We start from the raw sequence: 13,316 nt of genomic DNA, 5'->3' as shown, positions 1-13,316 counted from the left end.
GCCGGGGCTCGCAGCGCAGTACGTTGGGCGGATGGAGTTGCGCCAGCTCCGCTACTTCGTCGCCGTCGCGGAGGAGCTGCACTTCGGCCGGGCCGCGCTCCGGTTGCGCATCGCCGGGCCGTCGCTGTCGCAGCAGATCAAGAGCCTGGAACGCGATTTAGGTGTACGTCTCTTCGACCGCGACCGCCGCTCGGTCGCGCTCACGCCCGCGGGTGAGGCGCTCCTGCCCCGCACGCAGGCGCTCCTCGACCGGGCCGACGAGTTGCGCCGCGCGGCCGCGGGCCTGTCGGCGGGGGAGCCGGTGCGGCTCGGCTACGTCAACTGGCGCCCGCCCGACCTGGCCGCGCGGACCTCCGGAGTGGTCCAGTTGCACGTCGACACCTGGGTCCTGCCGTCCCACACCCAGGCCGCCCGCGTCGCCGACGGCACCCTTGACCTGGCCATCTGCTGGATCGAGGAGGAGGACCTGGCCGCGCTCGACCTGGCCGCCCACCACCTCGGCACCGACCGGCTGTTCGCCGTCGACGTCGGCGCCGACACGTCGGCGATACAAGCCAGGGATGCGGTGGTACTCCTCGATGCCGACACCGCCACCTGGTCCTCGTGGAACCGCTTTGCCGAGGCACTTGCCCGCGGTACCAAAGCGAAAATCGTGCGGATCGAGGACGGGGGCATCACCGGACAGGCCTTCTTCGACCACGTCCGCCGGCTGCGCGTGCCGGTGCTCAATTCGCCGAAGGGGCAGACCACCCCGATCCCGCCGGACTTGGTTCAGCGCCCGGTAGTCAACCCGGAGCCGCACTGGCCGTGGTACCTCGTTTCGCGCCGCAACGAGGCCCGGCCGGCTGTGCTGGCCGCCATCGAGGCGCTCCGTCATGGCCCGCACGCAGCCGGAATCGGTCGGTCATTCGGCCCATCGGCGCCCGCCGCGCTTTTCCCTGACAGTGAGTGAATCCCCTGGTGGTGGGGGCGCGATCGGGGTGGGGGAGGGATTCGGCCCCGCCTGCCGGGGAATGCGCTACGGTATCCGCGCGGAAGCCCGTACCGAGACGGACGGAGCCCGCCGCGATTCCTGTGGTTGGCGTCATCTCATCGACGTGGGCACCCGTGGGACACGGTAACCTTGTCGCAAGCATCGCAGCGGAGGACGAGCACGACATGGAAAACACCCGTTCCGCCTTGGAGTCGCAGCCCGTCCGGGACGGCGATATTCCGCTGCAGCTTTTGCTCACCGTGCAGGATGATGAGTCGGCGCTGGCCAAGTCGATCCGGAGGGTGTCCGATGCCGCTCGACGGAATCCCGCCAACTCGGTCGCCGCGTTCAACAACTACATCTGACGCCGCCGGGAATTTCCCCGGCCGGCCGATCAGTCAGGTCTTGCTGAAGATCCACAGCCGTTGCAATCTGTCCTGCGACTATTGCTACGTATATACCCATATCGATCAGACCTGGCGAAATCAGCCCACCGTGATGCCCGATCAGGTGATCGAGCTGGCCGCCCGTCGCGTCGCCGAGCACGTCGACGCCCACGACCTCGACGCGGTCACCATGATCCTGCACGGCGGCGAGCCGCTGCTCGCCGGCAAGGCGGTCATCGCGCGGACGGTGGAGGCCGTCCGGGCCGCGGTACGCCCACAAACGCGCATGTCATGGCACGTGCAGACGAACGGGCTGCTGCTCGACGACGAGTTCCTGCGCATCTTCGCCCGCTACGGCATCCGCGTCGGCGTGAGCCTCGACGGCGGCCGCGTGCACAACGACCGCCGCCGGGTGTACGCGAACGGTCGCGGCAGCTACGCGGACGTGGCGAGCGCGCTGCGGCGGCTCGCGGAGTACCCGGACCGGTACGGCGGCATCCTGTGCACGATCCACCTGGACAACGATCCGCTCGCTGTCTATCGCGAACTGCTCGCCTTCGCGCCGCCGCGGATCGACTTTCTGCTGCCGCACGGGAATTGGACCACCCCGCCGCCCGGAAGAAGCCCCGGGGGCGACGACGCCCCGTATGCCGACTGGCTCGTCCCCATTTTCGATGAATGGTTCGACGCGCCGGCCCAGCCGACCGGCATCCGGCTTTTCGAGTCGATTCTCGATCTCCTTCTCGGCGGGTCGAGCGGCACCGAGGCGATCGGGGCCGAGCCGGTCGACCTGCTCATTGTGGAAACGGACGGCTCCATCGAGCAGGGTGATGCTCTGAAGACCACGGAATCGGGCATGGCGGCGACCGGCCTGCATATCCGGTCGGCGAGCTTCGACGACGCGCTGGCCCATCCCGGATTCCAGGCCCGGCAGACCGGAATCGACGGGCTGTCGGCGACCTGCCGGGCCTGCCCGGTCGTGCGCGTCTGCGGCGGCGGCCTGTACGCGCACCGCTACCGCGCGGGCAGCGGCTTCGACAACCCGTCCGTCTACTGCCCGGACCTCATGAAGCTGATCCGCCACGCGCAGGGCCGGATCTCGGAGCAGCTGCTCGCGAGCTGACGGCCGGTCACAGCTGGCACATGTCGATCTCGCAGTCCCACCGCTCCCGGCCGGCGATCGCCGCCGTGATCGGGTGGTCGCGCCCGAGCGAGCGCACCGCCGCCGCGTGCAGCGCGGCCCGGAAGTCGTCCAGGCCGTCGATGTCGCCGAGGGTGGCCCGGCTGGACGCCACGTTGCACCCGGCGACCAGCCGCTCGGGGTGGGTCGCGCCGAGCACCTGCTCCATCCGGGCGTACGCGTCCGCCTCCAGCTCCAGCGCGGCGGCCGGATCGCCGGCGGCGAAGCGGGTGTTCGCCGCGATGATCGTGCACTGCAGGGCGTACGGGTGGTCGGGCCCGAACGCGTACACCAGGTCCTCCAGGGCCCCGTCGGCCTCGAACCGGGCGGAGTCGACCTCGCCGGCCCGGCGCAGCACGATGGCCAGGTTGGCGCTCGCGCCGAGGGAGAACGAGTCCTTGGGCCCGAACTTGTCGCGGTACCGGTCGACGCACTCCTGTTGCAGCCGCAGCGCCTCGGTCTGGTTGCCCAGCGCGGAGTACGTCAGGGCGAGCGTGTTGAGGCAGTTGAGCCGGTCCTGGTGGTCCAGCAGCCAGTCGGCCGCGTAGGCGTCGCGGACGAGGTCGCGGGCGATGTCCAGCTCGCCCAGCCGCCGGTGGGTGGCGCCGAGCTCCACGGCGGCCTGCCGGGTCGTCGGGTTGGACTCACCCAGCAGCGTCCGGCAGCCGTTCAGGGTGGTCTCCAGCAGCCGGCGCGAGCCCCGGTAGTCGCCGACGAAGCGCATCGTGCGGCCGTAGCTCAGCGCCGAGAACAGCGTGTCGGGATGCCGCTCCGACAGCAGCCGCCGCCGCCCCGCGTATGCGCTGGCGTGCAGGCGGAGCGCCTCCTGGTAGTCGCCGACCCGTTCGAGGTGCACGGCGAGGTTGTTCATCGCGCGGTACGCCCGCCGGTGCTCCTGGCCGAACAGCTCGACCGAGTTGCTCAGCGCCTCCTCGAGCAGGCCGCGGGCCCGCGCGTACTGGCTCTTCGGCCACAGGTCGGCGGCGAGGCCGGCCATGCTCATGATCGTGTACTGGTTGCGCGGGCCGACCGTGCCCATCAGCCCCGCGTGGGCGACCTCGCTGAGATCGGCGCTGCGCTCGAGGTTGCCCTCCGCGCGGACCGCGTTGGCCAGGAAGACCGTGGCGATCAGCGTCTTCTCGTCATCCGCCGGCCAGGCCCGCAGCGCGGCGTCGGCGAGCTCGGCGCTGCCCGCGAAGTCGGCGCGGCGGTACAGGTAGCGGACCACGTCCAGGACCAGCTGCCGGGTCGCGTCGTCGGTGGCGTGCAGCGCGTCGGAGGTCACCACGTGCGGCCAGAGCGCGTCCCAGCGTTCCCAGGTCTCCGGGCGGTCGGAGTCGCCGGGGGCCGCCTCCACCAGGAGCCGGTGGACCTGCCGGCGGTACATGTCGGCCAGCTCGATCGGCAGGTTCTCCCGGATCACCGCGAGGACCAGCCGGTGCATCTGCAGCGACTCCTCCGCCTCGTCGAAGGTGGCCAGGCCGAACCGGCGCACCTCGGCGATCAGGTTGCCGAAGGCCACGTCGTCGCGCAGGGCCGGGTCGCCGCCGGCGACGAAGTCGATCAGGTCGTGGCTGTACAGCAGAAACGCCGGAACCGGCTCGGGCCCGAAGAAGGCCAGCAGCTCGACCAGGCGGGCCGCGGCCGGCGAGCGCCCGCGCAGCTGGTCCAGCGACAGCAGCCAGGTGATCGCGCCGGCCCGCTCGTAGCCGGCCGGCGGGTTCTCCGCGAGCATGCGGGAGAGCTGGTTGTCGACCAGGGTGAGGTACCGCTCGACCGGCATGCGCGTCGCCGCCAGCCAGGACCCGGCCTGCTCGATCGCGAGCGGGAGGTCGCCCAGCCGCTCAGCGACCCGGTCGGCCTCGACCGGGCTCAGGGCCGGCAGCCGCAGGCGCAGGAGCTCGACGCTCTCGTCCCGGCTGAACGGCATGACCTCGATGCCCTCGATCGACTCGCCCCAGGCCGGGCTGCGCGAGGTGATCAGCACGTGCCCGGGGCCATCCGGGATCAGGCCGTTGAGGTCGGACGGGTCCCGGGCCGAGTCGAAGATGATCAGCCAGCGGGGGTACGGCCGGCCCTGGCGCAGCGCGTCGAGCAGCAGCCGGATCCGCTCGGCCGTCGTCTCGGTCGCCGGCACGTGCAGGTCGTCGGCGAGGTCCACGAGGTTGGCGCGCACCATGGTGCTCTGGGCGGCCGGCACCCACCACACCACGTCGTAGTCGGCCGCGAAACGGTGGGCGTACTCGGTCGCGATCTGGGTCTTGCCGACGCCGCCCAGACCGCTGATCGCGACCGGGGCCGTCGAGTCCGAGCGCGGCGACAGGTGCTCGCGGATCGCCGCGAGCACGTCCCGGCGTCCCGTGAAACTCAAATTCCGCAAAGGCAGCCGTTGTACCGCCGGTGGGTTGCCCGGAAACCGCGGCTCGTCGAGCCCGCCCGTCCGGGGCTCGTTCACCGGCCAGTTCAGCGCGGTGAGCAGCGCGGTGCGGGCCCGCTCGGCCGTCATGCCGGACAGCTCGATCGCCCCGAAGCCCTCGAGCTCGAGCGGGGGATTGGCGCCGTCCAGCGAGATCGGCAACACCGTCGGCCGGCGCAGGCTGATGTTGACCGAACGGCGCAGCCACTCCGCGCTCTCGGCCGGAAGCTGGTACGCCGCGGACAGCAGGACGGCCACCAGGTCGATGTGCGGGTCGGGTTCGGGCGTGGGGGCGGTGGTGTCGCGCAGTACCGTCGGCAGCCCCACCTCGTTCAGCACGCCCGAGATCCACTCGGCCCACATCCGGTCCTCGGCGGCGTGGCTGATCAGGACGCGGGTCATCGCGCGCGGGCGGGTGCGCTCGAACTTGGCCAGCCAGAAGCGGCGCACCGACTCGTCTATCGGGGTCGCCTCGGGCAGGTCGCGAGGTCCGGCGATGCGGCGGGCGAGGCGCTCGTACGCGGCCAGGAGCGTGGCGGGCTGACCCGGCCGGTCGCCGAAGACGCTGAGGATCTCCTCGTAGGCGTAGTACACGCGGTACGGGATCTCGACCTCGGCCCAGTACCGGGTCATCTGCTCGACGTCGAGATCCTCGAGGAACTGGGCGAACCGCAGCCACGCGTGATCGCGCCCCGCGTCGAGTTTGCCCTTCTCGCCGTCTTCGACCCGCATCGGTACCGGCAGCTGGCGCACCGGATCGTCGAGGCGCTGGTTGCGGATGGAGCGGGCCACGGTCACGGCGCCGTCGATGCTCTGGGTGCTCAGGGTGAAGCAGTTGACCACGGTGTCCGGCATGAGCACGGTGCAGATGCCGGCGCTGTCGCTGAGCCCGGTGCGGCTGTCGATGAGCACGAAGTCGTAGAGCTCGCGCATGTTGTCGCGCAGCGCGGCCAGGAACGCGGCGCCGCCGAGCCCGTCGTAGAAGCTCGGCCAGTCGAACGTGCTCACCGTCGCGGAGTACGCCGGGCCCTGGCGGCCCGCGGGCAGCAGGTCCAGCTCGCCGCCGCCGGCGAAGCGCCAGTCCAGCGACACCGCGTACCGGCGCACGTCGGCGGCCGGCAGGTCGGCCGGGTCCGGCTGGCTGGCGGCGATCGCGGCGTACTCGCGGATCAGGTCGATCACGCCGTCGGAGGTGTGCAGCTGCGGGTCCTTGAGGAACGGGTGGAAGAACCGGTGCACGCCCGGCGACTCCAGGTCCCAGTCGACCACGAGCACCCGATGGCCGGCGCTGGCCAGGATCCACGCGACGTTGGCCACGGCCATCGTGCGGCCGGTGCCGCCCTTGTACGAGTAGAAGGTGACGACCTGGCCGGGTCCGCGCTGGTCGTGGGTCATCGTGTCCCTCTCAGGGTCCCTCGAGGATGGGCCGGGCCATCCCGATGGCCGGTGGCGCGGACGGGAGGCCGCCGCGGACCGCGAAGGAGCGGTTGCGGGCGGTCTCCAGCACGATCTGCAGGTCCTCGTCGAAGGCCCGGTGGGTGAGGATGTCCTGGCGGTAGACGAGCGAGTCGCGGGTGGCGATCCGGTCCAGGAACATGCTGCGCAGCCCGTCGGACAGCAGCCGCCAGTGCTCCTCGGTCTCGGCGTCCTCGGTGTTGCGCGGCACCAGGGCCGCGGTCGCCCGGTGCCGCTCCTCGTGGCGCTCGACCGCCTGCCGGTAGGTCTCCAGCTGGCTCGTCCAGGCGTCGACGAGCAGCACGATGATCCGGGCGCCGCCGTCCGGGCTCTCGGCCCCGGCCGGGCTCAGCGAGATGGTCGAGGCGCCCGCCGTGAGACCGCGCCGCGCGGCGATCTCCCGGGCGAAGCCGGCCAGCGGGGTGGTGTGCGTGGTCGCGTACGGCGTCCAGTCCAGCGACTGCTCGCCGTAGTAGCTCACGTCCCCGCGCACCAGGCGGGCGTCGTCGCGGTTCGGGGCGGCCACGATGAAGTGCACGTCGGTGGACTTCGGCAGCGCCGGCTCGGCCCGGGCCAGCAGTGCGGTGTCGAAGGCGTTGGGTGCCGCCGCGAACTCGCCGCGGCTCGCCAGCGGCAGCGGCGGGAGCCGGTCCACCTCGGCGTTGTCCACGATGTGCTGGGCCAGCACGGAGATCGCTTCGAGATATTCGTCGTGGTACCGCGCCAGCCGCATGAGCTGCCGCAGCCCGTCGCGCCGGTACGCCTCGCTGAACCGCTCCTGGTCGTACTGCACCCGCTGCATCGCCGGCGGCATCTGGCGCGGCGGCAGCCACAGGGCCGGCACCAGCGCGGTCGAGCGGCGCCCGTTGTCCAACTCGTACTGCTCGCACCGCTGCGCGAACAGGTGCCACTCCTGGCCGCAGGGCTCGCTCAGGATGTACCGCGGGGAGCACAGGCCGATGAAGGTCGTGCACGTGGCGAGGGCGTCGACGAGTTCCTTGGACCAGATCGTGCCCATCTCGAGGTTGCGGTCGAGAAAGCCGACGGTCTCCGCGCTGCCGATCCCGGCGCGCACCCGGACCTCGCCGGACAGGTCCTTGAAGAACTGTTCGACGTACAGGTCGTCGTCGCTGCGCGCGTAGCTCAGGAAGAAATACGGCGGCGGCGACCGGTGGGCCGGCGGCGGGGGCGGCAGACCGATTGCGCTCATCGGGGGACCTCGGCGCACCGATACGCCTTCAGATGGTGCAAGAAGTGGCCGAAGTCGACATATACGGGAATACTCGCGACGCTGGGACCGCACACCGTTGGGCGTCCTGACTGGTCGTCGTCTGGCAATGCGGACATGACCCGAACACATCCCCGAAACGGTGGTCAGCAGACGGCTGCGCGGGCTCGGTGCGGCACTTGAGTCGATCCCGCAGACTCATGATGCCCGTTGCCCGCCACTTTCCGGAAGAGTGAGCAGGGTTGAAGATCATGCTTGGCTCTTTGCGTCGTGATCTATTACCCTGAGGGTCGAGTATTGTTTTCCGACGGCCCTTCGATCCCTAAGATCATTGTCGTACGCGAATATCTGACTTTCGGCTGCCGCGACTGAAACTTTCCTGGTGAAGGTCGCGGTGCCGCCATTGCCGTGCCTGTGCAGCAGGAGGACGTATGTGCCCTTGCCAACGGGCCCGATCCCACCGCACGGTCCGAACCGCGACGGGGACCGGCATCCGTGACCGGCCGAGGAGGGGTCGGTGCCTCAGTTCTTCCTGAGCCGCGCGGTCGGTCACGACGACCGTTACGTCGACCGGTTCTTCCGAGATCTCTCGGCCAAGGTGGAGGAACTGGCCGGCACCCACGGCGACATCGGCTACATGCGACCACCCGACGGGCCGCCCTGGCCGAGTGAGGTGCTCGAGGCGCTGACCTCCTGCCAGGTGTTCGTGGAGCTGCGCTCGCCCGCGTCGGTGCTGAGCCGCCGGTGCGCCGGCGAGCGGGCCGTCTTCGAGGAGCGGCTGCGCCGGCAGGCCGCGGTCACCGGCCAGGCCGTGGAGGCGCTCATCCCGCTGGTGTGGGCGGAGGACCCGCTGGGGCCGCACGCCGAGGGCGAGAAGGTCGGCGAGCTCATCCGGCACCGGGCCGAGCGCGACCGCTACGAGGACTGCGTCGCCGCGGTGGCCCACCGCGTCGTCGACCTGGTGGCCCAGGACCGGCTGCCGAAGGCCGACGCCGACCTCGATCTGGCCGCCCTGGTCGCCGCCGAGATCGGCGTGGACGCCGCCCGGCAGGTGCACTTCGTCGTCGCCGCCGCCAGCAACGAGGAGATGGCCCGGATCCGCGACGACCTGCGCTACTACGGGGCCAAGGCCCGCGACTGGCACCCGTACGACCCGGCCGGCTACGCCCCGCCGCTGGCCGACCAGGCCCGCGGTGTCGCCGCCGACCTGTTGTTCGGCTCCGACGTGACCGACCTGCGCGGGCTCGCCCAGCGGGTCGAGTCGGCCCGGCAGAACAACCACATCGTCGTGCTGCTGCTGGACCTGTGGGTGATCCGGCTGGAGGGGCGCCGCCGGCAGCTGTCCACGCTGGCCGGCAGCGGCGAGGCCACGGTGGCCGTGCTGGCCCCGTTGAGCGACGCGGACGCGGAGACCGTGAGCAACCGCGAGGAGCTGCGCTCCGACCTCTCCCGCGCGGTGACCGGGGAGATCACCGAGCGGGACGCGCCGACGCGGCTGGAGATCGGCAGCAGCGAGGCCTTCGTCGAGAACCTGATCTCGGCGCTCGAAGAGGCGCAGAACCGGGTCTTCAGCCGCGGCCGCGTGTTCCGCCGACCGGCGGTCGAGTCCGCCGTCAGCCGTCCGATCCTGCAGGGCCCGTGATGGTGGCGGGCCAGGGGGTTGTCGATGTGTTGCACCGTCGAAGTCGACCGGGGGGAGGTGGCAGGCCGCGATGAACGACGCTGACGGGGCAGGTCAGGGTGGTCGAATCATCACGTTCTACTCCTACAAGGGCGGCGCGGGCCGCACGATGGCGCTTGCCAACGTCGCGTGGATCCTCGCCAGCAACGGCGCGCGGGTGCTCGCGATCGACTGGGATCTCGAGTCGCCCGGCCTGCATCGGTACTTCCACCCGTTCCTCGAGGACAAGGAGCTGCGCGGCTCGCCCGGCGGGGTGATCGACCTGATCCGCGCGTTCGCGATGGCCGCCACCCAGCCGGCCGACCTGGGCGACCTCGCGCCCGAGGAGGTCGCCCGGCTCGCCCGGGTCGGCCCCTACACGACGTCGCTGGAGTACCCGTTCCAGGGCCAGGGCCGCATCGACCTGCTGTCGGCCGGCCGCCAGGTGCCCGAGTACTCCACCCGGGTCAGCACGTTCAACTGGGACGACTTCTACGACCGGCTGGGCGGGCAGGCCTTCCTGACCGCACTACGCGACGAGCTGCGCCGCGACCACGACTTCATCCTGATCGACAGCCGCACCGGTCTCAGTGACAACGCCGGCATCTGTACCGTCTTCCTGCCCGACGCCCTCGTCAACTGCTTCACGATGAGCACCCAGAGCATCGACGGCGCCGTGGCGATCGCGCGCTCGGTCCGCAAGTTGCGCACCGAGCCGATCGAGATCTTCCCGGTCCCGACCCGCGTCGAGGACGGCGAGCAGACCAAGCTCGAACGCAGTCGCAGCTATGCCCGGCACCGGTTCGAGTCGTTCGTGCCGGCGAGCGACCCGCGCGCGATCGAGGAGTACTGGGGCTCGGTCGAGATCCCGTACAAGATCTACTACGCCTATGAGGAGATCCTCGCCGCGTTCGGCGACCGGCCACGCCAGGAGGGCACGCTGCTGTCCGCCTACGAGCGGCTGGCCGGCCGGATCACCGGCGGCGACCGCGAGCTGACCCCGGTCGGCGAGACGACCCGGCTGCAGTGGCTGGGTTCGTTCGAGCGCGGGGTCGCCGTCGCACCGGGCGACCCGATCGCGATCAGCTTCGCGCCCCGCGACCGGATGTGGGCCGAGTGGATCAGCGCCGAGCTGAAGCTCGTCGACCAGCCCCACGACCTGCGCGAGCTGCGCGCCTCCGGCGGAGCCCTGGACAGCGCGAGCCGGGTGGTGGCGCTGCTGTCGGAGGAGTACCTGCGCTCACCCGAGGCCGCCGCGACCCTGCAGCAGGCGGCGGCCCGGCACTACCGCGGCCGCGGCACGTTCCTGGTGCCGCTGCGGCTGGACGGGGCCGAGCTGCCCAAGCCGCTGCTCGGCGGGGCGGTGCCGAACCTCAAAGACCTCACCGCCGCCCGGGCCCGCGAGGTGCTGCTGACCGCCCTGGACCTGGCCGACGTCGCGGTGCCGCTGGCCGGCACGAACGGCCCCGGCCCGCGCTACCCGGCCACCATGCCCGCGATCTGGAAGGTTCCCGCCCGCAACCCGGTCTTCACGGGCCGCGACACGCTGCTCGACCAGTTGCGCACCCGGCTGATCGGCAGCCCGTTCGCCCGTCCGGTCGCGCTGACCGGGCTGAGTGGCGTGGGCAAGACCCAGGTCGCCCTCGAGTACGCCCACCGCTTCGCCGCCCACTACGACCTCGTCTGGTGGATCTCGGCCGACCAGCCCGCGATCGTCCGTGCCGAGCTGGGCCGGCTGGCCGGTCCGCTCCGCCTGAACGCCGGCGCGGACACCACGGCGCAGGTCGACGCCGTGCTCCACGCGCTGCGCCAGGGTGACCGGCTGCGCCGCTGGCTCGTCATCTTCGACAACCCGGACGACCCCGAGTCCATCGCGGAGTTCCTCCCGGCCGGGCCGGGCGACGTCATCGTCACGACCCGCAACCCGGACTGGACCCAGCGCGCCGAGCGGATCGAGGTCGGGGTCTTCGAGCGCCAGGAGAGCATCGAGCTCATCGGCAGGAAGATCGAGTCGTTGTCGACGGCCGACGCCGACGCCGTCGCCGACCGGGTCGGGGATCTCCCGCTCGTGGTGGAGCAGGCGGCCGCGTGGCTGCGCGAGACCGCGATGCCGGTGCAGAGCTACCTCGAACTGCTCCAGTCCCGCCCGTCCGCCGTGCTTGACGAGTCGTCCTCGGGGTATGGCGTCTCGGCGACCGCGACTTGGACCCTGTCCATGCAGCGGCTCCGCGAGCGCCAACCGGCGGCGGCCCGGCTCATGGAGTTGCTCGCCTTCTTCAGCCCGGAACCGATCCCGACATGGCTCATCCAGACACCAGCTATGACGGAGGAGCTTGCTAAGGTCGACCGGACCATGCGCGACCCACTGTTGCACGGCTCGTTGATTCGGGAAATAGGCCGGTTTGCGCTGGCCAGGGTCGATCCGTCGATAAGTGCCGTTCGCGTTCACCGGCTGGTGCAGTCTGTAATCAGGGACGCGCTGAGCGAGTCTGATACGGAGACAACGAGAGTGCAGGTTCAGGAGATCCTCGCCGCGGCGGCCGCGGCGAGGCAGGGTGGCGCGGACGACCAGGACAACTGGCCGATCTTCGATGAGCTGCGCCCCCACCTGGTTCCGTCCGGGGCACTGCGCTCACGCGAGGACGCGGTCCGGCAGCTGGTCATCACCATGGTCCGGTTCCTGCGGCTGCGCGGCGACCTCGCCGGCAGCGAGGAGCTCGCCAAGCAGGCCCTCACCGAGTGGTCGGCGACGGAGGACGAGACCCCGGCCGACCGCGAGGTGACGCTGCGGCTGCAGATCCAGCTGGCCAACGTGCTGCGGACGGCGGGCCGCGACGACGAGTCCCGCCAGCTCAGCCAGGCCGTCACCGACGAGCTGACCGCGCTGCTCGGGCCGAGCCACCCGTATCGCCTGGAGGCGGCGGGCGGGCTCGCCGCCGACCTGTGGTCGGCCGGCCTCTATCAGGAGGGGCTCGCGCTCAACCGGGAGCTGCTCGGCCAGTGGCGCGAGGGCTTCGACAACGACCACGCCCGCACCCTGATGGCGGCCAACAACCTGGCCCACGCCGAGCGCCTGTGCGGCAACCTCGCCGAGGCGGTCCGGCTGGACGCCGACACGCTCCGGCGGCGGACCAAGACGCTCGGGGCCGACGACATCTGGACCCTGTTCTCGGCGATCAACTACGGGCTCGGGCTGCGCGAGATGGGTCGCTACCCGGAGGCCCGGGACCTGTTGCAGCGCACCGTCGAGGAGTGCCGGCGCACCCTCGGGCCCGAGCACGAGCAGACCCTGCGCGCCTCCCGGGTGCTGGCCGGCACGCTGCGCCGGATGGGGCTCTCGGTGGACGCCGAGCGACTGGCCGGCGAGACGCACACGCGGTACAAGAAGACGCTCGGGATGAAGCACCGAGAGACGATGCTGGCCGAGCTCGAGCTCGCCTGCAACCGGTCCGCGGCGGGCGAGCACGCGGAGGCCGACGCGATGGCGGCCGAGGTCCACGAGTACTACAACGACCAGTACAAGAGCGACAACCCCTACACTCTGGCGGCCGCCAACGACCGGGCCATCTTCAAAATCCGGGCGGATGACATGGCCGGGGCGCTGGCCATCCTGGACGACATCGCCGAGACGTACGAGAGCAAGCTCGGCGAGGAGCACCCGTCGACCCTGATCTGCCGCCTGAACCTGGCCAACGCGTCCTTCCTCACGGGTGACCGCGCCCGCGCCCGGCGGCTCGACGAGCGCACGCACGACCGGCTGCGCAAGACCTTCGACGCCGAGCACCCCGTCGTCATCGCGGCCATCAACAACCTGGCCGTCAGCCTCGCCGCGGCCGGTCAGGAGCGCGAGGCCGAGCGGCTGTTCACCGAGGCGGCCCGCCTGGCGCGCGAGGCGCTGGGGACCGAGCATCCCAACACCGTCGCGATCGCCGAGCGGGCGCGCATCAACACCGACATCGAGCCTTACACGCCCTGAGCCACGTCAGGGCCGAGGACGGCCCTGAGCCGCGTCCGGGCC

General features: G+C 71.3%; 7 protein-coding genes. 5 read left to right on the top strand and 2 right to left on the bottom strand.

Going from position 1 to position 13,316, the window contains the following annotated elements:
• Window positions 1-31: 31 nt before the first annotated feature.
• From ACQP00_RS48025 to ACQP00_RS48015, 3 genes are all read left to right on the top strand, one after another.
• The gene (locus ACQP00_RS48025; protein ID WP_433210493.1) at window positions 32-952 is read left to right on the top strand and encodes a LysR family transcriptional regulator; all 921 of its coding nucleotides are present in this window, start codon (window positions 32-34) and stop codon (window positions 950-952) included.
• Window positions 953-1,158: 206 nt separating this feature from the next.
• Window positions 1,159-1,338: a hypothetical protein gene (locus ACQP00_RS48020; RefSeq protein WP_433210491.1), complete on the top strand. Its 180-nt coding sequence runs from the start codon at window positions 1,159-1,161 to the stop codon at window positions 1,336-1,338.
• Between the two features lie 40 nt (window positions 1,339-1,378).
• The gene (locus tag ACQP00_RS48015) at window positions 1,379-2,482 is read left to right on the top strand and encodes an FxsB family cyclophane-forming radical SAM/SPASM peptide maturase (protein WP_433210489.1); all 1,104 of its coding nucleotides are present in this window, start codon (window positions 1,379-1,381) and stop codon (window positions 2,480-2,482) included.
• A 7-nt stretch (window positions 2,483-2,489) separates the two neighbouring features.
• Here the strand turns inward: ACQP00_RS48015 and fxsT (ACQP00_RS48010) are convergent, their stop codons facing one another.
• On the bottom strand, window positions 2,490-6,350 hold the full coding sequence (gene fxsT / locus ACQP00_RS48010) for an FxSxx-COOH system tetratricopeptide repeat protein (protein WP_433210488.1): 3,861 nt from the start codon (window positions 6,348-6,350) through the stop codon (window positions 2,490-2,492).
• A 10-nt stretch (window positions 6,351-6,360) separates the two neighbouring features.
• Window positions 6,361-7,620, bottom strand: a complete 1,260-nt coding sequence (locus ACQP00_RS48005) for a TIR-like protein FxsC (protein WP_433210486.1) — start codon at window positions 7,618-7,620, stop codon at window positions 6,361-6,363.
• Window positions 7,621-8,155: 535 nt separating this feature from the next.
• On the opposite strand from ACQP00_RS48005, the gene fsxC reads away from it, so the two are divergent.
• Window positions 8,156-9,280, top strand: a complete 1,125-nt coding sequence (fsxC, locus tag ACQP00_RS48000; protein ID WP_433210484.1) for an FxsC protein — start codon at window positions 8,156-8,158, stop codon at window positions 9,278-9,280.
• 70 nt (window positions 9,281-9,350) lie between these two features.
• Window positions 9,351-13,274 (top strand): FxSxx-COOH system tetratricopeptide repeat protein, encoded by a 3,924-nt coding sequence (gene fxsT, locus ACQP00_RS47995; RefSeq protein ID WP_433210482.1) that lies wholly within the window; start codon window positions 9,351-9,353, stop codon window positions 13,272-13,274.
• Window positions 13,275-13,316 lie beyond the last annotated feature (42 nt).

It is taken from the genome of Dactylosporangium sp. CS-047395 (assembly GCF_050942185.1).
In the GTDB taxonomy this organism is placed as follows: Bacteria; Actinomycetota; Actinomycetes; order Mycobacteriales; family Micromonosporaceae; genus Dactylosporangium.
This window is presented reverse-complemented; position numbering and strand designations above follow the sequence as displayed.

Bases quoted from the DNA above. Each gene is read 5' to 3' on its own strand.
- ACQP00_RS48025 (WP_433210493.1), top strand. From the start codon at position 32: ATGGAGTTGCGCCAGCTCCGCTACTTCGTCGCCGTCGCGGAGGAGCTG.
- ACQP00_RS48020 (WP_433210491.1), top strand. From the start codon at position 1,159: ATGGAAAACACCCGTTCCGCCTTGGAGTCGCAGCCCGTCCGGGACGGC.
- fxsT (WP_433210488.1), bottom strand. From the start codon at position 6,350: ATGACCCACGACCAGCGCGGACCCGGCCAGGTCGTCACCTTCTACTCG.
- ACQP00_RS48005 (WP_433210486.1), bottom strand. From the start codon at position 7,620: ATGAGCGCAATCGGTCTGCCGCCCCCGCCGCCGGCCCACCGGTCGCCG.
- fxsT (WP_433210482.1), top strand. From the start codon at position 9,351: ATGAACGACGCTGACGGGGCAGGTCAGGGTGGTCGAATCATCACGTTC.